This window comes from Mesotoga sp. UBA5825 (assembly GCF_002432955.1).
Classification (GTDB): Bacteria; Thermotogota; Thermotogae; order Petrotogales; family Kosmotogaceae; genus Mesotoga.
This window is the reverse complement of record NZ_DJHG01000117.1, coordinates 13,750-38,229: the sequence shown is the minus strand read 5'-3', so window position 1 is coordinate 38,229 and position 24,480 is coordinate 13,750. Positions and strand designations below refer to the sequence as shown.

21 protein-coding genes and 2 tRNA genes are annotated in these 24,480 nt (G+C 46.8%); 8 read left to right on the top strand and 15 right to left on the bottom strand.

The features are described from left to right. A complete protein-coding gene (locus tag B3N33_RS11695; RefSeq protein WP_292590136.1) occupies positions 1–561 on the bottom strand; it encodes a 5' nucleotidase, NT5C type in 561 nt (186 codons plus the stop codon). A gap of 223 nt (positions 562–784) precedes the next feature. On the opposite strand from B3N33_RS11695, the gene B3N33_RS11690 reads away from it, so the two are divergent. From B3N33_RS11690 to B3N33_RS11665, 6 genes are all read left to right on the top strand, one after another. Beyond that, complete coding sequence (locus B3N33_RS11690) at positions 785–1,453, top strand: ABC transporter ATP-binding protein (protein ID WP_292590102.1); 669 nt, start codon at positions 785–787, stop codon at positions 1,451–1,453. Next, a complete protein-coding gene (locus B3N33_RS11685; RefSeq protein WP_292593450.1) occupies positions 1,446–3,620 on the top strand; it encodes an ABC transporter permease in 2,175 nt (724 codons plus the stop codon). The genes B3N33_RS11690 and B3N33_RS11685 overlap by 8 nt, the downstream gene beginning before the upstream one ends. 8 nt (positions 3,621–3,628) lie before the next feature. Then, positions 3,629–4,624: a P1 family peptidase gene (locus tag B3N33_RS11680; RefSeq protein ID WP_214060424.1), complete on the top strand. Its 996-nt coding sequence runs from the start codon at positions 3,629–3,631 to the stop codon at positions 4,622–4,624. A gap of 78 nt (positions 4,625–4,702) precedes the next feature. Beyond that, positions 4,703–4,954 (top strand): hypothetical protein, encoded by a 252-nt coding sequence (locus tag B3N33_RS11675; protein WP_214060423.1) that lies wholly within the window; start codon positions 4,703–4,705, stop codon positions 4,952–4,954. A gap of 103 nt (positions 4,955–5,057) precedes the next feature. Continuing rightward, positions 5,058–5,900: a PAS domain-containing protein gene (locus B3N33_RS11670; RefSeq protein WP_292593454.1), complete on the top strand. Its 843-nt coding sequence runs from the start codon at positions 5,058–5,060 to the stop codon at positions 5,898–5,900. Then, positions 5,879–6,130, top strand: a complete 252-nt coding sequence (locus tag B3N33_RS11665; RefSeq protein WP_349682098.1) for an HD-GYP domain-containing protein — start codon at positions 5,879–5,881, stop codon at positions 6,128–6,130. The genes B3N33_RS11670 and B3N33_RS11665 overlap by 22 nt, the downstream gene beginning before the upstream one ends. A 1-nt stretch (position 6,131) precedes the next feature. On the opposite strand, the gene B3N33_RS11660 is transcribed toward B3N33_RS11665, so the two are convergent. The 4 genes from B3N33_RS11660 to B3N33_RS11645 all read right to left on the bottom strand — a co-directional run bounded on the left by B3N33_RS11660 (position 6,132) and on the right by B3N33_RS11645 (position 8,541). After that, positions 6,132–6,488: a hypothetical protein gene (locus B3N33_RS11660; RefSeq protein ID WP_214060222.1), complete on the bottom strand. Its 357-nt coding sequence runs from the start codon at positions 6,486–6,488 to the stop codon at positions 6,132–6,134. 27 nt (positions 6,489–6,515) lie between these two features. After that, positions 6,516–7,553 (bottom strand): L-threonylcarbamoyladenylate synthase, encoded by a 1,038-nt coding sequence (locus B3N33_RS11655; protein WP_214060223.1) that lies wholly within the window; start codon positions 7,551–7,553, stop codon positions 6,516–6,518. Positions 7,554–7,567: 14 nt separating this feature from the next. Further along, positions 7,568–7,807 carry a DUF2905 domain-containing protein gene (locus B3N33_RS11650; RefSeq protein WP_214060224.1) on the bottom strand — a complete coding sequence of 80 codons (240 nt, stop codon included), beginning with the start codon at positions 7,805–7,807 and terminating at the stop codon, positions 7,568–7,570. A gap of 266 nt (positions 7,808–8,073) precedes the next feature. After that, positions 8,074–8,541, bottom strand: coding sequence for a GNAT family N-acetyltransferase (locus B3N33_RS11645; protein WP_214060225.1), 468 nt, complete (start codon positions 8,539–8,541; stop codon positions 8,074–8,076). Positions 8,542–8,972: 431 nt separating this feature from the next. On the opposite strand from B3N33_RS11645, the gene B3N33_RS11640 reads away from it, so the two are divergent. Beyond that, positions 8,973–9,061: transfer RNA gene (locus tag B3N33_RS11640), tRNA-Ser, on the top strand. A 15-nt stretch (positions 9,062–9,076) separates the two neighbouring features. Next, positions 9,077–9,153 (top strand) — tRNA-Arg (locus B3N33_RS11635). 11 nt (positions 9,154–9,164) lie between these two features. Here B3N33_RS11635 and B3N33_RS11630 read toward each other — a convergent pair. The 10 genes from B3N33_RS11630 to ggt form a co-directional block, all read right to left on the bottom strand. Continuing rightward, complete coding sequence (locus B3N33_RS11630; RefSeq protein WP_214060552.1) at positions 9,165–9,887, bottom strand: PH domain-containing protein; 723 nt, start codon at positions 9,885–9,887, stop codon at positions 9,165–9,167. After that, positions 9,877–10,428, bottom strand: coding sequence for a PD-(D/E)XK nuclease family protein (locus B3N33_RS11625; protein ID WP_292593448.1), 552 nt, complete (start codon positions 10,426–10,428; stop codon positions 9,877–9,879). The genes B3N33_RS11630 and B3N33_RS11625 overlap by 11 nt, the downstream gene beginning before the upstream one ends. Positions 10,429–10,477: 49 nt before the next feature. Then, positions 10,478–12,799 (bottom strand): UvrD-helicase domain-containing protein, encoded by a 2,322-nt coding sequence (locus B3N33_RS11620; RefSeq protein ID WP_422655912.1) that lies wholly within the window; start codon positions 12,797–12,799, stop codon positions 10,478–10,480. A 4-nt stretch (positions 12,800–12,803) separates the two neighbouring features. Further along, positions 12,804–15,881 carry a PD-(D/E)XK nuclease family protein gene (locus B3N33_RS11615; RefSeq protein ID WP_292593446.1) on the bottom strand — a complete coding sequence of 1,026 codons (3,078 nt, stop codon included), beginning with the start codon at positions 15,879–15,881 and terminating at the stop codon, positions 12,804–12,806. 238 nt (positions 15,882–16,119) lie between these two features. Further along, positions 16,120–17,241 (bottom strand): hypothetical protein, encoded by a 1,122-nt coding sequence (locus tag B3N33_RS11610; RefSeq protein ID WP_292593445.1) that lies wholly within the window; start codon positions 17,239–17,241, stop codon positions 16,120–16,122. A gap of 31 nt (positions 17,242–17,272) precedes the next feature. Continuing rightward, the gene (locus B3N33_RS11605; protein ID WP_292593444.1) at positions 17,273–18,520 is read right to left on the bottom strand and encodes an MFS transporter; all 1,248 of its coding nucleotides are present in this window, start codon (positions 18,518–18,520) and stop codon (positions 17,273–17,275) included. A gap of 209 nt (positions 18,521–18,729) precedes the next feature. Further along, positions 18,730–20,094, bottom strand: coding sequence for a TRAP transporter large permease subunit (locus B3N33_RS11600; RefSeq protein WP_292593443.1), 1,365 nt, complete (start codon positions 20,092–20,094; stop codon positions 18,730–18,732). Positions 20,095–20,104: 10 nt separating this feature from the next. Then, the gene (locus tag B3N33_RS11595) at positions 20,105–21,172 is read right to left on the bottom strand and encodes a succinylglutamate desuccinylase/aspartoacylase family protein (protein WP_292593442.1); all 1,068 of its coding nucleotides are present in this window, start codon (positions 21,170–21,172) and stop codon (positions 20,105–20,107) included. 56 nt (positions 21,173–21,228) lie between these two features. Next, the gene (locus B3N33_RS11590; RefSeq protein WP_214078848.1) at positions 21,229–21,795 is read right to left on the bottom strand and encodes a DUF6305 family protein; all 567 of its coding nucleotides are present in this window, start codon (positions 21,793–21,795) and stop codon (positions 21,229–21,231) included. Between the two features lie 22 nt (positions 21,796–21,817). Further along, on the bottom strand, positions 21,818–23,557 hold the full coding sequence (gene ggt, locus B3N33_RS11585) for a gamma-glutamyltransferase (protein ID WP_292593441.1): 1,740 nt from the start codon (positions 23,555–23,557) through the stop codon (positions 21,818–21,820). Between the last annotated feature and the right edge of the window lie 923 nt (positions 23,558–24,480).

The window sequence follows — 24,480 nt, the reverse complement described above, 5'->3', positions numbered from 1 at the left end:
CTAGATCAAAACACTGTCCAGAAACTCTCCCAGGTTCTTCACCCTGAGTCTGTGATCGATGTGTCTGTTGTAAGGCCAATCCATTATGTATGTATTGATTCCGTGATCGAGCAGATTCTCTACGTGATGAGGTGCATCGTCTACTGCATAATCGATGCCAAGAACCTTGCAAAGCTCACCCTTTCTGGAGCTTACAATTACCGATACCGGTTCGCCGATTTTCTTCTGAATCCATCTCTGAGACTGCAGCTGAACACTTCTTCCTTTTGTAGGAAAACGCGAAGTTATGAAGTAGAATTCGTGGCAGCCCTGGGCGACAAGACTACCCAGCCGCTTCAGTTCCTTTGGACTTGCATATGGAGGAAGAAACTCGTAGAAGTTCGGAGTATTTCTAATTCTCTCCCACACCCTTTCTTCCATATCGAGAGTGAGATTGGGCACGCTTTTCCAAAAGTCCCATACCTTGACCTCAACATCCATTGGCACTTCTTCAAACATTTCATTCGCGATCTTCAGGAATGCAAGATTGAAGTTCGATAGGATGTCATCAATATCTATCATTATCTTCACGGTTCACCTCCGTATAGAAGAGTATATATCATATTATTATCTCTCAAGGGGAAGTCTCTTAACTGAATTCTTGTAACTGAATTCTTGAGTGGTCACAATTATGATTGAGCCCGATTTGGTCTCGTCAATTTAAAAAAGCCTGATTCGCCAGGTTTTCCACTGCGAAGTGTTTGTGGGATAATCAGAGTAGGTCTTCTCAAAGGGAGGAAGTAGGATGTTCGAATTGAAAGAAGTCGCATTAATATATGAGACGAAGAAGCAGGCTCTGGCGGCGCTCAAATCGACTGACCTCAAGATAGAGAAGGGAGAAGAAGTTGGGATATTCGGCCCTTCGGGTTCTGGGAAGTCATCGCTTCTCTTCATTATGAGCACACTAAAGGAGCCAAGTCGCGGAGAAGTCAAATACGAAGGCAAGGAGCTTACGGCTCTTACTCCTTCCGCAAAAGCCGAACTTCGGCGCAAAGAGTTCGGCTTTGTGTTTCAAGAACACTTCTTGATAAACCATCTGACTGTCAGGGAGAATATTCTGCTCCCCCTGAAAGAAAAGCGAGGAGCAAGAAAGAGGCTCGAAGAAATCACTACTGCGCTTGGATTGAACCAACTTCTCAAGCGATTCCCGTATGAGCTCTCGCTTGGGCAGAGTCAGAGGGTAGCAGTGGCAAGAGCATTGATAGCCGGTCCGAAGGTTGTTTTCGCCGATGAACCGACCGCTTCCCTGGATAACGAAAATGGTAGCAGGGTAATAGAGCTCTTGAAGTCTTATTGCTCGAAGTCTGGTGCGACTCTGATACTTGTTTCTCATTCGTCTGAGATTATAGGTAATTTCAGAAGAAAACTCAAAGTGGAGAATGGCCAGGTCTATGAGGTTGGTGTGAATGCTTAAATACATGTGGCTATATCTCAGAAGAAGACCGGGCAGAATACTGGTCTTCATATTCGTTGTCGCTCTTGGTGTATCAATGAGCCTTGTAATTAGCTCAATCTTTCTTTCCTTCGGAGAGACGAGAAGCAGGATAGCAAAGATCAATGAGAGCTGGATTACGGTACAGTATCTCTCTGAAAGTGGAAGAGATGAATCGATTGACAATAGTCTTACCGAGATTTTCGAAGACGTATTTGGTCTTTCAGATGTTATCCCGGTAGATATCGCCTATCTCGGCTACAACCTTTTCGGAAGTGCAAGAGCCAATTTCCCTGTTTATGGAATCAAGCAGACGGAGATATCTCGAATGTTGCGGGAGAGCAATGCCTACATCTCAGAAGGGACGGTATTTTCCCCAGGGACAAATGAAATTATTGTCTCCGATTCATTTCTAAGAGCCTCAGGAGTAGATCTGAAAAATGTCTATGAGGAGATCTCCGAAATGTCGAGCGTAGGTCTATATACAGTGGTCGCATCTCTGGAAGGACCATCGGTGTTTGGACTGGGGCCGTCGGGGATTTCGAGGGGCAGGGGATCATTTGGCTTCCTTGTATTCGCTGAGGATGGTTTCCTAATGGCAGTTGAAAACGAGCTGAGATCAAGGATCATCGGAGAAGAGCTTTCAGTTTCGATCGAAGGACCTGTTTCTTCCCGGGAGACCCTTGAAAGGCAGTACGCAAGCTACTATTTGGGAGTCTTCTTGACAAATCTCTTTGTCTCTCTGGTCTTCATAATAGCTCTTACAATGCTTAATTCGGTAAGCATTCGTGAAAGAAGGAAGGAGTATGCTATCCTTACTGCCATAGGTCATTCTCCCGCGAGTTTGAAGGTAAGACTCTTTCTGGAGTCGCTTTATCAGGGAATTGCTGGCTGGATCCTTGGCCTCCTTGCAGGTGGAGCCGTTCTTTCACTATTCGAAGATCGCTTTTTCACGCCCAATGGACTTTATATAGGCGACAGCGCCGTCTCATCTATTTGCACGTTATTTATACCGTTCACTACGATTGTTCTATCTCAGATACTTATAGGAAGACATCTGAGAAGAGATCTCGTCGGTCTTCTGAAGAGTTCTGAAGAAAGAGTCGGTCTGCTCAAGAACAGATTCAGGAATGTCGGTTTGCCCTGGCTCCAATTTCCTCTGAGAAGCGATGGTTACAGATCTCTTTTTGTTAACATCACCGCGTTTGCCGTGCTAGTGACCGTTTTTGGTTTGCTTCTATCTTCATTGACGGATACTGTTCGAGACAGCGGCTGGTTGTTCGATCAATGTTCTTATATTCAGACCTCGGCATTGGAGGAGATCAGGCTTCCTGAAGAAATCTCATCGAAATCGACGGCTGTTCTTCCTGCCGATCTTCTCGAGCTGGATGTAAAGCTTATGTTTGGCACCTCGAAACTCTTCATTCCTGTTGTATCTTCTGAGCATTCGAGACTTCTCTCAATATTCGACGAAGATCCGGCGGCCGGTACGCTGTATGTTAGCAGGAGTCTTTTCGACTTAATTGTCAATGGTTCTGTCAGGGGGTTGGATTACTCTTCGATGGAGGTTCTGCCGAATCTAGAAAGTCTCGCTGGTGTCTTAGTGCAAGACAGAATAGAATCTGCCGGTCTCCTGGTATTATACGACGACCGTAATCTTGCAGGTGAAATAAGAAGTTTCGCCTCCGAGGCCGGTCAGGTGGAATTGGTCGACAGGAAGACTTTCGAGTTGAAGATCCGTGCCGAGACGCAGTTCATGGAGTTGATTTCGTCGATAATCATCTATCTTCAGTTAATCGTCGTCATAATAATCGGCCTGGTTACTGTTACAAGGGTGACCTTGGCGAGACGGAGCGAGATATCAATCAGGAACATTTTGGGACAGAGTAGAGATGAGATTGGTCTTCTCTTTTTCGGAGAACTGTCATTAGTGCTTTTCCTGGGCGCAGCAATTGGATATCTTCTGACTACGATCTGCTGGCAGATTTTTACATCGGTCTTTCTTCGGGGACTTTACATTTCCTCGATCGTAGTTCCTGAGACGCTTTTCAGAATCTCTGTAATGACCGTTATTGTTATGTTGGCCGGAGTAATCACGGCAAGATTCTTGATTTCGAAACAAGATCCAATATCAATTATCGAAAGATAGGTGAAGAGATGAGATATAGAGAGCTCGCTTACCCAGGAGACGGTTACGAAACGGGGCCTTTGAACAAGATCACCGATCTTGAGGGAATACGAGTCGGGCATTACACTTTGACTGAGGATTCACCGAGATGTCTTCGAACGGGAATAAGCGTCATAAGGATTCCTTACGTATATGAACGGCCCGTCCCGGCAGCTTCCAGCGTCTTCAACGGTTATGGAAAGTCGATGGGTCTTATTCAGATAGAAGAACTCGGGACGATCGAAAGCGATATCTTTCTGACCAACACACTTTCAATTGGAGCCGTACATCAAGGTGCGGTAAGGCTCGCCCTCCAGAGTAATCCTGAATTGTCGTCGCTAAACGTAGTCGTCATGGAGTGCAACGATGGCTTTCTAAATGAAATTCGAGCTCTTGCGATAAAAGAAGAGATGGTTACCGATGCGGTCGGGGACGCGAAAAAGAATTTCCAGCTCGGCAGCTGTGGCGCGGGGACCGGGATGGTTTGCTTTGGTTATAAGGGCGGGATCGGTTCGTCTTCAAGAATCGTCGAGTTCGGAGGCAGGAAATACACCTTGGGGGTTTTCGTTCTTTCAAATTTCGGAAGATCGTCCGACCTTAGAATTCCTTCTCTGGAATTGCGTCCCAAGCTACAGGATCCCGATCGTGAGAAAGGATCGCTCATCATGATCCTGGGAACAGATCTGCCTTTGATGCCACATCAGTTGAAGAGAGTAACGCGCCACATGAATCTTGCTATTGGGCTACTGGGAGCTCCAGGGCACCACGGAAGTGGAGACATTTCACTTGCTTTCACTACATCCAGAGAGTACAGTCTGTCCGAGCAGAGCCTAATGAACGAAGGGAACACGCAGAGTGAAATATTCAGGGCAGCCGTCTGGGCGTGCGCAGAAGCCATAGTCGATTCGATGCTCTGCTCGGGCGCTATGACCGGATTCAAAGGGTCTGTAGACTCTTTAAGAAGCGCGATGCAATCAGACCTCTGATCAAATAGAGTTCCGCCGGTGATTTTGTAGACACTCTAAGAACGATTTGATCTAGCATCTACTAATTTGGAGACGAAAATGGGCGATTCGAATTCCAGACAGGATTTCAAGGAAGACTCCCGGTCATGTTATGACTGCAGTTCCAGTATCGACACTGCCAGCTACATTGATCTCTTTTCTCTGGCAAGAAACGTCATTCTGCTCTGCAGTGTATCGAAAGGCGGGAGCTGTACCATCCTCAATGCGAATCCCGCCGCCCTCAGAAAAGAACGTCTTTCAAGAGATGAGCTTGTCGCAGAGGAGTTCGAGGGCTATTCCTGGCGCCGCTGATTTCTGAATCATAGATTTGATAAGGGAAGTCAATATCACAGGTGTTCCCCGTCACATTAGTCCGAATCGCCACTCGGATTCGAGAACCGATATCTTGAGAGACATGGCGGTTTACAGACCGAACGAAGGCGTTATTGCAGTCGTTTATGATGATGTCAGCGATTCGGTAAAGGTTTGCACGAAGCTGGAAGAGAGCAAACCAGAGCTTGGCAGATTGGTTTCTAATCTTCCCGGAATCGCTTTCAGATGCAAAAACGACAGAGAGTGGACCATGGAAGTAGTCAGCAGAGGGATCATGGAGCTCACTGGTTACCGGCCAGAGGAGATTATTGGAAACAAGGAACTGCCTTACTCGGATTTGATATACACCGAGGATAGGGAAATGGTGTGGGAACAAATCCAGGAGTCTTTTACAGCAGGCGATCACTACGAGATGGAGTACAGGATAGTGACCAGGTCGGGTCAGCTCAAGTACGTTCTTGAAAGGGGAAAGGTAGTTGCCGGCGAAAGTGGGGGCGAAGTGTTCGTCGAAGGCTTCATCTCAGACGTTACAGATCTTACGGTAGCGAGAAGAGAGGCCGAGGAGAGTAAGAAAAAACTCGAGGCTACCTTAACAATCACAATTAATGCGCTTCCCAGAATTGTGGAGATAAGAGATCCGTACACTTCGGAGCATCAGAGAAAAGTGGGGCTTCTTGCAGTCTCGATTTCCAGGAGAATGGGACTTAAGGATAGACTTTGCGAGAACATAAGGACATGCGGTCTTCTCCACGATATCGGGAAACTCTGGATCCCCTCCGAGATTCTAAGCAAGCCTGGGAGACTTAATCATATAGAGTTTGAAATGATCAAGGAGCACTCTAGGCTTGGCTATGAAGTTCTAAAGGAAATTGAGTTTGATTTTCCGATCGCGCCGACTACGCGATACAACACCATGAGAGGCTAAACGGTTCTGGATACCCTAACGGGCTAAAGGGAGAGGAGATACTCCTGCCGGCAACAATGATCGCTGTGGCAGATGTCGTCAAAGCAATATCGTCGCACAGACCCTACAGGCCGGCACTTGGAACAGAGGTGGCAATAGAAGAGATCACTTCCGGAGCAGGTACCCTTTACGATCGTTCGGTTACGAGGGCTTGTGTCGATTCGCTGGAAGATGGATTCACTTTCGAGTAGATCATGGAGAGGGTATCGCCTCTATGATATTTCTCTTCATGCCAAGAATGGGTATTCTTCTTCCAGTTACAAGCGCCTGATAGGTCCTTCCGACTTCAAGCATCTTGAAGACCTTTGAAGCAGCATAGAATCCCTGGCTTTCGGCGTTTTGGATCACGAATTCCTCTCCAGTATCTGCCGTCACTCTATAATCGGATTTTCCGGCTTCGGAATTGTCGACTTTCTCGACCACGGTTATTTCGATCATCGTCACGGCCCTGTCGCCCCAGGTAAAGACGAGGTAGAAAGCCAGTGCAACGATAACCGTTCCCAGTAGGACGAATATCTCTCCCGAAAGATTCTTGAGTCTTTTTTTCAAACTAGCCACTCTCCCCGAGTCCGAATTCTAAGCCCTTTCAATTTTCCAAGCCGCCTTCCTCAGCCTGTTCATGATTGCAAGTCCCACACCTGTTTCAGGGAAAGGCTCGGCAATGATCTGAGAGTATTCCATGTTCTCTTTATTTCTCAGTTCTTTGAAGAGGTTCGAGGCAACCTCAAGGAGGTTATCTCTCGAACCGAGAACGACCTTCTTGACCTGAACGGGATAATAGTCCTTCATTTCTTCAGAACAAAGAACGAGAGACTTCTTTCTTCCAGCCACTATTCCCACCTTTGCGACAACCATTCCGGTCTCTCCTTCGACGAGTATCAATGGAATGTCTGGAGAATAATGTCTGTATTTCAAACCCGGCGACATTGGATCACCAAGATACTCTTTTCTGCCCGAAACAAAGTCCGGAACAAGAAGATCTGGAAGGACTCCCTTCAGTTGATCCGGGTCGACAGGGCCCGGTCTCAATAGGGAGGGTCTTCCTCTTGAGAGATCAATAATCGTAGATTCCAGTCCGAAAACCGTCGAACCCGAAAGGATTGTGCAGCTTGCTCTTTCGTCCATGTCTTCGATCACGTGTTCTTCCATTGTGGGGCTTGGTCTGCCTGAGAGGTTTGCACTGGGCGCTGCGATAGGAACACCCGAGAGTCGTATCAGTTCTTGGGCCACCCGGTGGGAAGGAAATCTGACGGCCACACTCTTCAGCCCCGCAGTAACGGAGTCAGGTATTTCCTTGCTTTTCTCGAAGATCAGCGTCACCGGCCCTGGCCAGACAAGATCCATTAGAGCCGAAAAACTTTCGACATCTTGTGATACGATTTGTTTCAACATTTCCATGGTAGAAATGTGAACTATCAGTGGATTGTCCTGGGGCCTGCCTTTTGCCTCAAAAATCTTCATGATGGCCGTCTCATCAAAGGTATTCGCGCCCAATCCATAAACAGTCTCCGTAGGAAAAACGACAAGTTCGCCTTTCCTGATTAGTTCTGCAGCCTTCTTCAGAATTGCTTCATCGGGGTTCTCGGAATTCACCCGTAAATAGACAGTATCCATTCTTCCTCCGTCGGTTAAAGAAACCTTCTAATTACTCTCCAGAGCCAAAGGGCTCCCGTAATTATAACACTCACTATTAGTCCGGAAGTGATCGGGAGCCACAATTCGAAATTACTTAGGTTTATGTGAATATCTCCAGGAAGTCTTCCAAAATTCAGACCGACTCTTCGCAGCAGAAATAGAACAAGCGCGACCGTTATACAGACAAGCCCAATTCTGATCAACAGTTTCTCAAGATACTCCAGAAGAATCACCTCTTTGCCTTCCAGATAGATTATAGACCCTTTTCCGGCTAGGCAAATTGAGCGTCTGTGAAGTCAATACCATCCCATAACACGAAAGATGTTGTAGTGCCTTCAAAAAGCCAGAAAGTGAAAATACGCCGCAGGCTATCACGGTAAACCTCACATGAGCGCTCTACGGTGGGAAGATGACCGTAAGCTCTAGAAAACCAAATGAGATCCAGAGTTATTGAAAGCCTAAGCGATTCGACTCTAGAGCGGCAACCTGTTTGCGCAGTTCATTCCGATTCGTTCAATCTGAGCATGAAGTCGGCCGCATCGGTTCTTTCTTGCCATCCCTGCTTTGAGTAGAATCCTCGGCGATAAGACTCTCTCGACCTTATGTTTATCAGCCTTATCCTGCAGCAGCCTCTCTTTTTGGATTCATTTACCGCGCCTCTCAGGAGCTCTCCTCCGATGCCCTTTCCCCGCCAGGGTGTTTTCACAAACAACTCTCCAACATAACCTTCGGCGCCACCCATGAACAGATAAGGCATAAAATGCACGCTGGCGTATCCTGTCAACTCCTCTTTCTCTTCTGCAACGAGAATGAGGTGATCGTCTTTCTCCACACTCCACTGAACCATCTTTTCAATGCTCTTCAAGTATGTTTCCTCTTCAAAACCCTTGTTCTTGAACCATCCGATATCGATGATGATATCCTTGAGACCAGCAACATCTCTTGGTTCAACTTCTCTTATCGTCAATTCGTTCACACTCCTTCATCATTGTTAGCTCAAGGCGATTATTGCATTGAACATTGATCAATAGCAATCACTTCATCCTCGGTCCCGAAAACAGCCTTCCTTAATGATAACCGGTCGCTGCCGAATAGAGACATCACTGACTCATCAGGCGAAAAAGCTCATTGGATAAAACCCCTGCTATGATTGTGCCTTTACATCGAAAGATGCGACTACATTCTTGCCAGCTTTTTTCTGAACCGAAGCTGGCCCGATCCCTTCAAGCAAATGATCCTCAGGTGGAAAAAGAGAACCGCTCATTTCAGTAATTCAAACTCAAAGAAATGAGATAGGAGAGTTGGGAAACGCTTAACCAGTGTCCTTTGAAGAGGTTTTCAAGACTTACGTTGCATTGACACCGCAACCTCACCGTGATAGAATGAACTCTGTAGGGTGGAGAGATGGCCGAGAGGCCGAAGGCGCGTGCCTGCTAAGCACGTGAGGGTTTATACCCTCCGAGGGNNGAATCCCTCTCTCTCCGCCATTGTATTGTTTATGGGTGCCCGTAGCTCAGCTGGATAGAGCGCTAGACTGCGGATCTGGAGGCCGGGCGTTCAAATCGCCCCGGGCACGCCATTAATCTTTCTTTATAAAACCATTTCCTTTAATTTTTCCATCACATCTTTCGGTTTCGATATGCCATATATGCAGTTTGCTGGGTTTGCAACAAACTCTTTCTCAGTGCTGACGCTTCCCACAAAGGCTCCCCCACGAAGGTTCTGAGTTCCTGCATCGGTCGTAAAGCCTCCCATTACCCCTCTATCTCCCGAACCCATTCCAGACGAGGTTACAGGAATCACGTGACCAACTCCCATTATGAGTTCGAAGAAGTTTCTCTTTAGCATGACGTTTGTAATGTGTCTGGCGACAATCATATGAGAGTTTGCGCTGAACATTCCGTGGGTAATCTCCACTCCGGCATCGCTGAACTCGTACTTGAAAGATTTCCTGTAGATCTCCACGAACACGACACCGAGCAGCCCCGCTACCGTGAAAAGAAGTACCGGCCCGTTGTCGAACAACGGTTTGAGATCATTGTAGGTCTTCTCGGGGAAAACGTACCTTATCAACCAGCCGGCAGCATTCAAGAGCGCCGGCCAGAAGAACCAGCCGAATCTCCTTCGGGAGAAAGCCAGTAGAATTCCTGGAACTACTGTCAAGGCTATCCAGATTGCTATAAGAAAAAGGCGATTGTTTCCGTCTATGCCCGACAGGTCAAAGTTCAGATAGAATATGATTCCTAGAAAGAAATAGTAAGGATAGATGAAGTACCTGATCATAAAAGAGCGACGTGTTGGTTTAAGGTTCATTCGTATCGCCTCCGGCTTTTGAGATCATTTGAAGAAGTTCCGTCTCAAAGCTTACTTGATCTTCAAGTACAATCTTCTCTGCCTTTCCGTCTTTAAGAAAGAGCAGTTTAGCTTCAACGGGGGACAAGAGATCTCTGAGAATGTAGAGGTAGAACCGCATCTGGAATCGGTACTTTTCGATGAATCCGGGACTCCAGTTCGCGTATTTGAAATCTACAATCCTCCACTTTCCGTCCTTCAAGTATAGTTTATCAACAATTCCGATCAAAACATACTTCCCGAACCCATGTTGAAAGTGGAATTCGCTTAACACTCTTTCAGAATCTTCAATTTCCTTGATGATTTGATGTTGGACCAGTCCTGAGAGAACTCTCTTCACTTCAATCAGATCATCGTCGCTGAAGCTAACCCTGTCAACAGAGACCGGTCTTCCTCCGTCGATGATCGATTTCAGAGTTAGGGGAAGTCCTTGAACACTTTTCATCCCCAGCGGTTCCAGGATGCTGTGGGCCAGTAACCCGATATTTGCCTTTCGCTTCACGAGGTCCGGACTTCCGGCATCTAATGCAGTTTCGAACTCGGCCTCGTAGTCAGAAGTTATGAAGGTCGCCGAGAGGTATTTNNAAGGTCGGCGATAGGTATTTGACGTAAGAAGAATCGGCAACCGGCATTACCGAAGCGATTTCCGGCAAAGAGAATTCAGTTCTGGAGGATCTGTCCTCAAGGGAAGCAAATTCCCCTGGAGAGAACGGTTCGGCTATTTCCTTCAAGAAACTGTTTATCTCGCCGCTTTCCGGCTCTAGCAGAGATCCTGAAAGCAAGATTGACCATGGGCGTGAAGAGTCTCCTTTTCCGTTTAAACTAAGAATAAGCATTTCACGTGCCCTCGATAAGGCAACATAAAGTGTCCGCTTCTCTTCTTCCAGTTCCTTTTCCTCTTCCTGTCTCGCCAGTCGTCCAATTCGGCCCTCTTCATCTTTGTCAGGCTTACTCTTCGTAATGAGAAATCCCTTCTCATCAAAGAAGAGCCGCTTACTGGAGTTTCTTTTTTTCCAGTACATGTCGCCAATTACGACAATAGGAAACTCCAATCCCTTCGACTTGTGAACAGTAAGTATCTTGACGCTATCCGACTCTTCTGTCTCGAGAGTGGCTTCAGATTCATCACTTGAATCAACAAACGCCCTTATGTTTGAGGAAAGCTCGCGGAGGGAACTACCCATTCTATCAAGGTCCTGGGCCAGCTCAATCAGCTTCTTCACGTTGGCAATCATTCTCTCGCCGGACTTAAGTGTTGCCAGTTTCGCCAGATACTCTGTTTCATCAACAAATCTCTGGAGAATATCGCTCGGGGAGAGCACATGTTTGAGCTTCCCAAATTTATCGAGCAGCTCCTTCAACTGAACGAATATTCCATCGTTGCTTTCCTGCAGAACGAAATACAGCGGAGCACGACTCATGCCTTGTCTAACCCTCAGAGAGAGCATTTCATCAAGTGTAGCTCCAAAGGCCGGTGATAGCAAGAATGACGCGAGATTGTTATCATTCAAGGGATCGACGAGGAGATCAAGCCAGGATAGGGGACCGGTGACCTCCGGCCTTTCGTAGAAGTTTCTGCTGCCGACGGTATAGAAGGGAATATTCATTTCTTCGAGAGCTGCTTCGTAACTCGTAACTCTGGAAAATGTTCTCAGGAGTATAGCAATATCTCCAGGAGTTACTTGACGCTTTAGGCATCCTCCTGACTTGTTTCTGAAAACAATTTCCTCTTCGAGAAGCGCCCTTATAGTCTTTGCCACTCCCTTTGAGTCGTCTGAGGTCTCACTGCCAATTATTCTCACTCTTGAGGAGTTAGTGTCAATTTCGTAAGGGATCGATTCGACGTCTTCCCCATAAACTGAACGAAAGAATTGACCTTCAGTGTTCTCTTGCATCACTCTCTTGAAAAATCTGTTCTGGAATGAGACAAGGTCGGGATGTGAGCGTCTATTGATCCGGAGATTCTTGACAGCTGCTCCGCTTCTCTTGAAGGTATCCATTGTCTTGTTGAAGACCGAGACGTCTGCTCCCCTGAAACGGTATATGGATTGCTTTGCATCTCCTACGAAGAAGACATTGTTCTTGCCATCGGCCTTAAGTAGTCTGATTATCTCGTTTTGAAGCTCATCTGTATCCTGAAATTCGTCAACAAAGATGTATCTAAACCGATTGCTGTACTTCTGCTGCACATCAGGCATTTTCAGCAGAAGATCTCTCGTTCTGGTCAGGAGTTGATCGAAGTCCAGGAGGCCGGAACCCGTAGTTCTCATTTCGTAATCAGACAGAACTGCCCTGTAAGATTCCGCGAATGCCTTCGAACCGTCGATGATTATTTCGGCATCCGAGCCCAGATCTCTGCCTGAACACTCAACGGGAGAGGGGTTAAGATAGAATGAGTGCCTCTCCCTCGACAATGCATCTTTCATCAATCTAAACGCCTTATCGAGTCCCATCAGCCGAATGAGCGGCTCAATAGATTCCAGGTTCTCTTCGAAGTAAGTCCTGACAACCTTTTCCTCAAGTGAAGATCTCCTCATTCCGTTGATAATCTGAAATCCCGGATCTATGCCCGCGAAGAGGGCGCACTCCCTCAGTATCCTTTCGCAGAAAGAGTGAATGGTGGAGATCCAGGCGTATGAGAGCTTGCTTCTCAAGAACTTCCACTTCCCCGGTTCACCGTGAGAGATCCTGAGATCAAATTCGCTTATTACACGGTCCTTCATTTCTCTTGCAGCCTTATTCGTGAAGGTAATTGCAACCACGTTGTGGACATCAAGCTGCTCGCCAAGCCTGAATGCTCTTTCAAATACTCCGACATACTCCTTAACCAGTGTATATGTCTTCCCCGTACCGGCAGAAGCGGTGACAAACATGTCGCTATTCACTATCTGATCCACCTTCCCTCCAGGTGATCGCTCTCTTGACAGCTGCGAATTTGCAGTTGTAGCACTGGTTTGAAGAACGGATGAACGAGGGTGGAAATCTCCCCGAATAGATTCCTTCGGTTATCTTCCGGAGCCATTCAAAAAGCTCAGACTCCCTAACGATTCTTTCTGTTTTTCTCTTGTTCGCAAACTCCCAGGACTTCTCTTCGTCTGAAGAAATCGTTCTAAAGGCAGATTTGTTAACTACTCTTCCTATCAGTGTCTTGAAAACCCCCCCTGCAACATAGTATCCTTTCTCTTTAAAGAGTTTGTCTGCAACGATAGAATACAGGAGAAGCTGCTTTTCGTCACCGCTGTCGCCTCTTTTGTAGTCTATGAGATACATTGCGCGGCTCGATTCATCGAGATCAAGTCGATCGATTTTGCCTCTCAAGAAGAAATCAGACTGCAGTTCTACCGGTTTCGTATCTCCAATTCCGAAGGCTTTCTCGAAAGCGAAAGGAACGAAATCCCCCTGCATGAAGTTCGGTTTCTTGGATTCTCTTTCAGTAATGTAGTCCCTGAGAATCTCTTTAAGCCTTTCGAATTCAAACCTAAAGACTACCTCGCTATCGTGCATCAGGTGTCTGGAGATATTCTCGGAAAGAGAGCTCTGCCAGTCCTTGGTCTTTCCGGAAAAGAAATCTCTAAGAACGGAATGGAAAATGTTTCCCTCATCGAGGGCTGTTAGCTCAAAAATCCTTTCCAAAGAGACATCGAGACCTACAACGTAGGAAAGAAAGAATGAAAATGGGCAATCGTCGTAGGACTTCAGACGCGAGAATGAGAAGACCTTGCCGACGATCCTGCCTAGGTCTCCTGCATTTTCGACAGACCAGCTCAACTCCCTTCCAAACTGGGTAAGGACTGAATCGAGCGGTTTCAGTGGCCCGAATTCCTTAAGATCGTTCCATGCTTCGCTTCTGAACAGTCTTGCTGCCGCAATCTTCAGCTCTGATTCACTCATCGATGATCCCAGTTCCGGAATATATCCGAATCTTCTGCCGGCCCTTCTCCCTTCCCGGAGGATTTCACACCCCGAACTCTCCAAAACGCTCTTCAGGTAAGGAGATGGAAGAATTGGTTCACCGTCAACCGTTGACTCGGGAAGAGTAAACCTTACAGACTCAAGTGCCGAACTTACTGATATGTGGAGATTCAGTCTCTGGTGCATCTCCTCATCCAGAAGAAGATCCCTGGGCTTGATCTCCCCAAATTGGGTGAAACTGTACAATGGATTCAAACTGACATGGGGATATGCACCGTCCACGAAGCCGGCAAACAGCTTGATCTTCTTCTTCGAAAAGCGCGAATTTATAAGCGATTGCACTTCGACTCTGTTTGCTTTGCTCCTCGAAAGAGGGAATTTGTCATGCCTGAGCACAACCATTAGATACCTGTAGTACTCTTGCGGAGAGATCAACTCCTTGCCCATGAACTTGAGGAGTTTCTCCAGATCTGTAAGAGTGTGATCGAAGAGCCTTCTAACTGCCGCGAATTCCTGCTCCTGCAAGTCATTCTGATACTCATCAAAAGTATCTGTCAGTGAGAGTTCCTTCTCCCAGCCAATCAACATTTCACGATAACTTCCCACCGACCTCTTTCTCAAGCTTCTGAAAGGTTCAAGAACGCTGAAAATCTTCTCAATTGCGGGCAGAAGATCGCCTTCAATACGTTCAACGATTCCGGCAAGCTCTTCCGCAGCGCTCAGTTCAAGCTCATCCTCGGCCAGTGAGATTATGGCCTCGCGCCTCGCTTCAATGTGATGAACAAGCCTTCCAAGGTGTTCTTGCCACGAGAGTCTTCTCTTTTGGAGCGACAGCCTGAGACCTGCCCTCTCGTATATTATTCTAGACATTGAAGATACGTACTCAAGAAATTTCGAATCTATTTCTCCTCCATAACCGGAGTCGCCCATTGCGATGATCTTCTCAGGCGGGAAACCCAGAACAGCAGTCTCTAGAGGAAGAATCAACCTTCTGATCGAGAGAGAGGAGTAAAGCTGCTCATCACCTTCAATTCTGCAGGGAACCCCATACTCGCGGAGCTTTCCCGAGAGCAGTTTTCTGTAAGCGAAGAAGTCCGAAGCGACAACTGAAATGTCGCCCGGTTCGTGCCCCGATATGAGCAAGGATTTCACAAACCTCGATATTCCCTCAATCTCCGCAAAGATATCGGGGTAAACGACTATATCGACCGATGCGCAGGCTTGCTTTCCGCTTGCGGATGAGAAAAGAGAGTCTTTGAAACTCTCGAATTCACTGGAAGGAGGAGTCTTTTCGAAAAAAATCCTTCTGACCTCCAGTTCGGGTAGATTCTCGCCCATTTCATCTACCGTTTCCAGAATCGAATCGATATTCGAGAACAGGAACTCCTTTCCGGGCTCTTGGGGAACGGTGATGAAGACCTCGTCATAAGCTGGAATTACGGCCTTGAAGAAATGCTTAAGGGCGTGACTGAAGTCGTGGAACCCGTCGAGGAATAAGTACCTGCCGAACTCCCCGCATCTGAGATCCCTTTCGCAGTCATCGATTTGAGTGTAAGCATCGAAAGTATCGAAAATTCCCTTCTTTGATAATCTGTTCTGAAGCTCGACATAGATTGACTCGAGAATCGCCGACACCTCATCGTCTTCAGAGAACATCTCTCCAAAACCACCGTTTTCCTTTACGTCGTGCACCATTTCAAGCAGATAATCGACGAATACCGGCGAATCGGCGAGTTCCTCTCTTCCGATTTGATCGAGAATATCCCCAATTTCCATTCTTATCAGATGGTTTCCCACATGGATCGATGCCGGATTAAGTGCGCTGAAAAGCTCGACGGCAAACTGATCCATCGCAAGAAATCTGGAAGCGGGAATCGTTCCAACTCTTGAAATAAAGCTTTCTCTGACATATCTGACATGATCTCCGGAAGGACCGACAAAAAAATAGGAAAACGGGTCTTCCCTGTGCGCTGCCTCTAGCTCTTGAAGCATTCTTTCCGTTTTTCCGGAGGCCGAAGGCCCGATGAAAAGCGTGATTCTCATATATATCCTCCCACTAGTAAGATTCTATCACCCGCGAAGGAGTGCCGACAAAGAGCGACTGAATTCCGGAATTATTTTCGCAAAGAGATGCTCAGTTCAATCTTGAAGAAAATCAAATCGAGATTCCTTGAGGCAGATTAACTTCTTATTCGATCTGCCTGTTTATGCAGCTCTTGACTCCAGTAACGTGGAAAGGCTTAATGAGGAGTTTCGGGACCTTTGATGCAGGCAGCTCGTTTCAATAGTATTCGATTATCCTCTCAATTGCTGACAAGAGACTGAACTCATTGTTTTTCTCTTTATACAGCCGTTCTTCAATCCAGTTTCCTCTAGAATCGAAAGTGTATTCGATCCTGAGGTGGAGTTCTCCCGCAATGTATTCTCTGGAGGTAATCAAGCCGGTTGAATCATAACTGTATTCAGCGATCACCACTGTTTCTTCTCCGCAGAAGGCCTCAAGAAGAACAACCTCTCCCTCAGCATTTCTTGAAATGGTTGTCTTGAGGGAGCCCGAGTATTCTAGAGAGGCATAGAAGGGCTCCACAGGGAGTGATACCCAGACGGTCCCTTCCACCTCTTCTTCCATTTCACGCTTTTCGACAATTTCAAAGTACCCGTCCGATACTCTTCTTAGACTCTGAACGACTGATCCGCCTGAGAAAGTGTTGATTTTTCTATCGAAAATGAAATCCACATCGCTGATTATCGTTTCTTCGTTCAGAGGAAGCAGGTTGTTTATTGAAAAGATCTTCGAAAGACGAGAGTCGTCATATTCGTAAATTGTCCTCGAAGTAAGCTTGTTTTTTCCATCAAAAACCGATTCTTCCAGAACTCTACCGTCTTCGTCAAGAATGCGGTTGGTCTTTGAAAGAACCGCGCCGAGTTGATTTGTCCTCACTCTGTGTATCTCCCGACCTTCTCGTTCATAAGTGATCTCGACTCTCTCGACCAGTCTGTCTGGTCCCAGAAGCGGAGGCCAGTAGTCATAGGTCTTCTCTTCAATGACCCTGCCAGAAGAGTCATAGCTGAACTGTGTTTTGGAAGTGAAGTTTGCACTTGCGTTCCTGTAATATCGACTCTCCAGAACCAGGCCGGCGGTATCGTAGGTATATTCGACTCTGCTGTATTCCTTTCCATTTGTATGAAGTGCGGTAATAACCGGCCATCCTTGCTGAGAGAATACCTCGATTCGCTTCGTCTCTCTCTTCACTTGTGTCCATTCACCGTTCTTTTCGCCGTAAGAAACCTGAGTGACAATAATCCTCTCAATATCTCCCGCGACCCTCTCGGTCTCTGATGTGAAAACCATTGTGGTTACCAAAAGGAAGAATAAAATCATTGATATGAAGACCTTTCTCAAGACTAATCACCCCCAATAGACTTACTAGCGGTTAAGCTTTTTCGCTTTCAACATCTTTGACGTTTTTGGGAGGGTTAAGTTTAACGAAAGCGAAGAGACAGAGCATAGCTGCTCCGGCTATCGTAATTGCCGACCCCACTCCCAGTTTGTCGGCCATGAAGCCAATCAAGGGAGCGAATATCGCCATCAGCAGAGTCTTCAACTGTGATTCTACCGAGAGACCTGAAGCCATCGTTTTATGATCTATGTTATCGCTGATATAGCTAATGTTGATGGGGCGTCTGAAGTTCTCAAGGATGAACAAAAAGAAGAAGATGAGAACGGCCAAGACTTGCAGAGCGAAGATCTGAAAAATACCGCTAAATATGATTAGAACTGCACCGAAAATGTAGGTGTAATTTAGCGCTCTCGCTTCAGTTCCAAACTTGCCGCTTAGTTTTCCAGCGTTTTTGGATGCATAGCTAGTGGCAATGTAGATAACGAAGTAAACTACGCCTACGATTACGGACGTCCTCTGTTCTGCGCTGAAGGCTATCATTATTGGTAGTCCGAGAGCCAGGGCTTCAAGTATCGGCTGAAGATATTCCTTTACAACTTTAAAAAACGCATCGTAAAGAGAGGAATTCAGTACCCCTTTGAGAGCGTCTCCATTCCTAAAAATACCCAGGAAGGCTTTTATCGTTTCTCTTTTTTCTCCGGACCTCAACTCGCCGTCAAGTTCCTTGGGATAGAGCATCAGGTTAATGAGGTTGGCGGCATAAGGCAGGACCGAAGCGAGGAATACTATCTTGTAGCTTCCCGAGTAAAATACCAGAAAGGCGGCTATTAAAGCATTGATTGCCGATCCCAACTGTGATGCCGCTCGAGTCGCTCCGTAGTAATGAACCTTCATGTCTGTCATCTCATTGATTCTCAAGTATTCCAGTATCATTGCTTTGTGGGTTCCGGTACGGAAAGCCTCCCCGAATGCGAAAGCTATCATGGCTATCATATAGACATAAAAACTGGGAAAGAAGTAGAAGACCATGAAAGATGAAAGATAGGACACCATCGACAGCACCATGGATAGCCTTCTCCCGTACAAGTCGGCGATTATTCCAGTTGGCAGCTCAAGGAAATTCGTGGCTACCTCTCTCACGGAAATGAGAGTCCCTATCTGAAGAAAGGAAAGGCCCATCTCTCTGAAGAACAGTATCAAGAATGGATCAAAGAAACGAAGGTTCTTCAGAAAACCGTACGCAGCGAATCTGTAGAATTGACTGTCTCGTTTAATCTGCAACTACTACCCCTCCCGAAGAGTTTAGCTAGAGAAATTATACTCTGGAAAAACTCTCCGGGTAAGGAAGTTCTACTTAATAAGAAAGATTCTTAAGATTAGCGGGATGAGTATCATGGCGCTCATGACCCACTCCCATTTCTTGGCAGTCTTGTAAGCCGAATATATTAAAACAGAAGCAAGATACACTGCAATTGCAATATATATGAATGTCACGACACTGGCATCTCCTTTCTCTTATCTACTAGAAGAAGCGCAATCGCAACGATTACAAAACCAGCTATGAAAACTGGATAGAAGTACCAGCTGTTTGCGAATCTTCCTACCGCGTTTGAGTAGATTATAGTAATGGTAGCGAATATCATCGTAATGAAAAAGGCCGGCATCGAGCTCAGCCAGATCTTGAAATAGTTCTTCTCTCCGACCACATGAGCGGCGAATATGCCGGCAAGGGCGGTTGGCGGCACCATATCTCCAAGGCCGGCGAGCAGAGAGAGAGCCGAACAGACGACGATATCATTGTTGCCGAGAAAGGCAAGCAAGAAGGGAACTCCAAGCACTGAGGCAGAGCCATAAGAAGAAACAGCACCAAATGCCGGAATGCCAAGAGCGATTCCTGCCAACAGAGCTCCTTGCGGAAGGCCATTCAGGAAGCCCACAATGAGACCGCGGACGCCGTTCAGAGTCATGATCTGAATAAACATTCCCACACCTATTAGTATCGAAAGAATACCAAGAGAGTTCTGTATCGCCGATATCGAAATCTTAAGGAGATTGCCCTTTGCTCCCGTTATGGTCGCTACAATCGCGGAGAGCATGAAAATTAGAGGTAGACCGAGAGAGAATCCCCAACTAACGTTTTCCAGAACCATAAGTATTACCATAAGAATCAGCGGCAAGTAGACTGCAAAGCCCTTGATTGGTTCCCTCTCTCTAGTTTTCCTGAATTCCTCAAGATCGACCGGCTTTACCTGGCGGGCTCCGATAATGAGCGAGGTAACAATTGCCAGGGGGAAGGTCATAAGGAGAAGAGGGGTGGTGAATCCGATATAAGGCATGTCGACGCCCTGACCGATGATCATTGCGGGCAAGTTTATCGGAGGTGCAATCATGCCATAGATTCCGCTCATTGCGATTATTGAACCAGCTCTTCGCTTGCTCAATCCGAGACTCTTCAGCACCGGGAAGGCAATCGCACCGGTAGTAAGAACTGTAGCCGTTGACGACCCGGTTATCATGCCGGCAATCATTATGAAAAAAGTGAGCAATACGAGAAGAAAGGTTGGTTTCTTGTGAAGGGCGATCGTCATGTTTCCTGCAATTGTATTTAGAAGGCCCGACACTTTGATTGACTCCATAAAAATCATAGCAGAGCCAATCACAAGTATGGTGTCTATGTAACCAAAACCACCTTCGACGAGATGCCTGAGAGGAAAGAACTCCCCGAAGGCGATCGAGCCCGCCAGCGCGGAGAACATCAATGAAACGGAAATAGGGATCTTAATAACAGCCAGACCCACAAACGTTATCAGCATTACTAAAAAATACCAGACTTCAGGCGTATAGATGACATTCACCCCCGGAAATTCAGTTCAAGTAAGAGAATATCCCGTTTTGCATGACTTCTTCATAAGACGGAAGATTTTCGACTTCAATCGTTTCACCTATCATCATTTCGTAAGCACCAAAAAGAGATCTTATTATCTGAAGCTGTAAACCTGCCCTGTGGCTCAAAGGATAGTCGGGATCGTTGATAACGTCGTATCTATCTCTCCATGAATCCTGTCCGGGATTAGGTGTCTCCGAAAGGAATGAAAGCGAACCAGTTGCGTCACGGATTTCAAGGTGACTTAGGCCTCTGAAGGCCCTGTTTGATTCTTCAAGCTTCATTGAAACGCCATAGAAGGCTTCTATTTCCATAATCGCTACTGCTCCGATTTCTAGAGCATCGGGATGACAAACCAGTGTGTAAGCCAGACTGCTGCCGGACCGCTCATTTCCTTTGCTGTCGATATAGCTGTCAGGCGTTCCACTCTCATGCATGTCAAGATTGAAATCGACGTTCTCGGTTTTCACGAGCTGGATTATTGCGTAGGCAAGCTGCTGAGTAGGATTTCCGTCTGCAACTCCCGGATACTGCCTGTTCAAATTCCTGGATTCCGCCCCATCGTCGAGAGTGAAATCAGACTGAGCATGTTTGAAGATCTCAGGATCAGGAATGCCCTGATCAAGCGGATCGGTTCTTCTGTCGCCATACACCAAGAACCTTTTGCCGGACCTGCTTTCAATAGGTATAAAATGAGGTACCTTTCCCGTCTCGTCAGCTATTGAAGCCGCGCTGATATTTGAAAAGGGAAGTACGATTACCCTGCCTTTCGTAACTGTAACATTCTCTATGAAGACTATCGCTGCGGTTGTGCCCGAAATCTCTCTAGCATGGGTTCCTCCCATTAGAAGAAAGGTCGGTCCTTCGATGCCGCTGTCCATGAAATACACGGGAGTATCCATATTCGTGTTTCGCAGCGGAGAGAAATAGTCAGATAACCAGCCGATGTCGGTGACACCGTATCCGGGACGCACATCCGGTCTGAAAAAACTCCCGAAGAGTGCAGAAGTTAGAAATAGAGCCACAATCAGAATTGCTTTTATTCTCATTAGTTTTCCTCCAAAGAAATAAGGGGCGCAAGAACGCGCCCCTTCCATTCATATTGCTATTTGCCGAAGTATTCGGCCAGTACGTCTTTCAGGTCAATTGTCTTCTCAAAAGTTGCCAGGGGAACTCCGGCCTCTTCGCTGAACGATGTGAAGAAACCGTCTAGATCGGCGTCTGATTTTACAAAGTATGCATCTGCAAAAGGTGCGAGTTCGGTGACTATTCTGTCGGAAGACGGACCCCTTCTCGATTCGCCTTCCAGATTGCAGATAACTACTTTCACACCGCTTTCTTCAGCCGCTTCGGCGAGTGATTTCACTCTCCGGATCTCTGCCTCGATATCTATGTTGGCAGCCCCAAGGCCTTTTCCGCTGGCTCCAACGACCAGCACGAGGGTCTTGAACTGAGAGATGTCCACGGTCTCTACGCTAAGAAGCTTTTCAAAAGTGTATTCCAGCTTGATCATCTTTGCAACCACTGTGAACTGAAGCGCACCGGGAGATTGCCCGGCCGAAGTAACTGCAACGGGTTCTTCAAGAATTAACTGCTCTTCGGTTCCCTCTGCAGCAAATCCTAAGAGTGCAAAAGAGACAATCAGTAGTGCCGTAATCAATAGCCTTTTCAAATCACATCATCCTTTCTATTTCTCAAAATTCCGGTGCGGAAGCAGATCCGCCTCTTCTTATGGAGCCGGCTCCTATCATCAAACCGTTTTCTTCAACAGAAACAAGATTCGGGCCGCCAAAGAAGAGATCGGGGTATGAATATACATTCAGTTGATGTCCAAGAACCTTTTCGAGGAAGTCAAGTGTAGTCTGTGGATAGCCTTCTTCAATTCTAAGATCATTGTAAGTTGCGTATCCAACGAACTTGGGCGTTCTTATTGCTTGGTCCACAGGCATGTTGAAGTCTATAAGGTCAACTGCCAGCTGAACCATCGTTGGAATAATTCTTCCGGCGCCCGGTGTGCCGATTACCCAGCGAACCTTTCCATCCTTCTGAATTATTGTCGGGCAGATTGTCGTTCTGGGTCTCATTCCCCCGGTAAGGTTGATGACGTCTCCTTCTCTGTATGAGGAAGCGAAGTTGGCCATTTCATTGTTGAAAAAGAATCCTTTGAAGTAAAAGCTGGTTCCGAAGAAGCTCGAAATCGTCTGAGTCCAGGCTACTGCGTTTCCGTCCTTGTCAACAATAGAGAAATGGGTTGTCGATGGCGATTCTTCCACTCCGCTTTCATTAGCGGCTACCGACTCCAAGGCACCCAGAAGAACCTCTTCATAAGTTGATCCATCTGCAAATGGGTAGGCGTCTCCCTGGTAGTCATAGTAGGAAGCTGGATCGAAGGCCTGTGACAGATCGATCGCCATGAATCTTGTTTTAGCATATTCTTTGCTCATGAAGGCTTCATATGGGAGATCATAGAACTCCGGATCGCTTATGTAAGCTCTTCTGTCGACGTCTCCAAGAACCAGCGCCTGCTGAATAATGTGAACTGCCAGAGGATCGTCCCAGCTCATTGCGGGAAGATTGTAGTTCTCAAGAGTATTGAGAACGGCAATAAACTGAGGGCCTGAAACCGGTGGGTGCGGAACATAAAAATCGTATCCCCTGTAAGTCCCGTGAAGCGGCTCTCTAACGATAGCCCTGTACATCTCGAGATCCGATTTTCTCATAAAACCGCCATTCTCAATCATGAACTCTTCGATCTCATCTGCGAGACTTCCCGAGTAGAATGTATCGATTCCTTCCTCTTTTATCCTTTCAAGAGTCTCTGCCAGCTGAGGATTCGTGAATGTAGATCCAACTTCCCAGACAAAGCCCTCGTTCAAGAAATCGAAGCCGTTTTCGAGAACAAGTTCGTATTTGTCTGAAGTTGTCTGGGCAAATGTTTCATCGACTATGAAACCATTTCTTGCAAGGTCTATTGCTGGCTGAATGAGATCTGCCAGAGGAAGTGTTGCTCCCAACAGCCAGGCTTCCTTTATTCCGGCAAGGACTCCGGGAACACAGGCTCCCTTTGGAGTGTAATTGGCTTTGCTTATCGTAAGTCCGAGCTCGGAAAGAGCTTCGTAAGAAGCTGCCATCGGAGCTGCACTCCTGAAGTCGATAGCGAATTTGCTTCCATCGGCCATTGTGATCACTGCATAGCCTTCTCCGCCCAAGCCGGATGCGTAGGGTTCGACAACGCCAAGAGCAAAACTTACTGCAATCGCAGCATCAACAGCGTTGCCTCCCATCTCGAGAATCTTTGCGCCTACTTCAGCTGCATATTTGTCAACCGCTGCCACCATTCCATTGCTTGAGGCAACAGTCGGAGCAGTCACGGTAGCAAACGAGGCCGTGAACGCAAAGACGATAAGTGTAACGAGCAATACTACTTTTTTCATTCTTTCCCCTCCAATCTAGAAATGTGTGTTTCTCATGAAACTGGATTAAGATAAGTCCCCAGACCATCAACCAGCCCCTCATAGGGCGGAATGTCCGAAAGAAGGATCATCCTCTCGGGAAACATCATGTTCCAGGAATCGACTAGAACTCTGATTGTTGCAACATGTCTCGCTACTCTGAGATCAAGAGGATAACCTGTTTCGTCATATGGAGCGAACAATTTCCCGTCTTTGGAAGCTTGCAAGTAGAACTTGTCGATCCCTTTTGTCACGAGATCTTCCGTTGTCTTTCCCCGCAGTCTTCCCTGCGAAGGATTTGATACTTCTAGAAGAACGACTTGAGCATCTGAATTATCCCCGATCTCTCTGTGAGTAAGCCCTCTGAGATTGATTGGAGACTCTTCAAGTCTGATGTCGATGCCTTCCATCTCAAGCATCATCTGAGTCATAATTGCCAGTTCTGCGGAATCCTGGTGAAAGACGATTGCATTGTTTACAGGGTACTCTGGCGAAGACTCATGTAGATCGCAAACCAGATCTATTCCCTCTTCAAGCACAAGATTCATGATCGCGGCTGCCACCTTTTCGGTAGAATAACCGTCTTCTCGTCCGGGGAAGGTCCTGTTCAAGTTCGATACTTCTCCTCCTCCAAGCGTAGCGCCTGTCGGGTGCAGGTAAATAGTAGGATCAGGCCATTGAGAGATAGGATTAGTCCTTCGAGAGCCAAATCTGAATACTCTCTCAGTACCGTCCGGCAATTCTATAGAAAAGAACTGAGGAGCTCCCTCCATTGCATCGTTGTGGGTGAAGGCGCTATGGTTGGAACGTGGTATTACGTATATAGTGCCCGAGATCGCAGACACATTCTCGACGAAGACTACGGCCGCGAGAGTTCCCCCCGGTTCGTTCGGATGTGTTCCGCC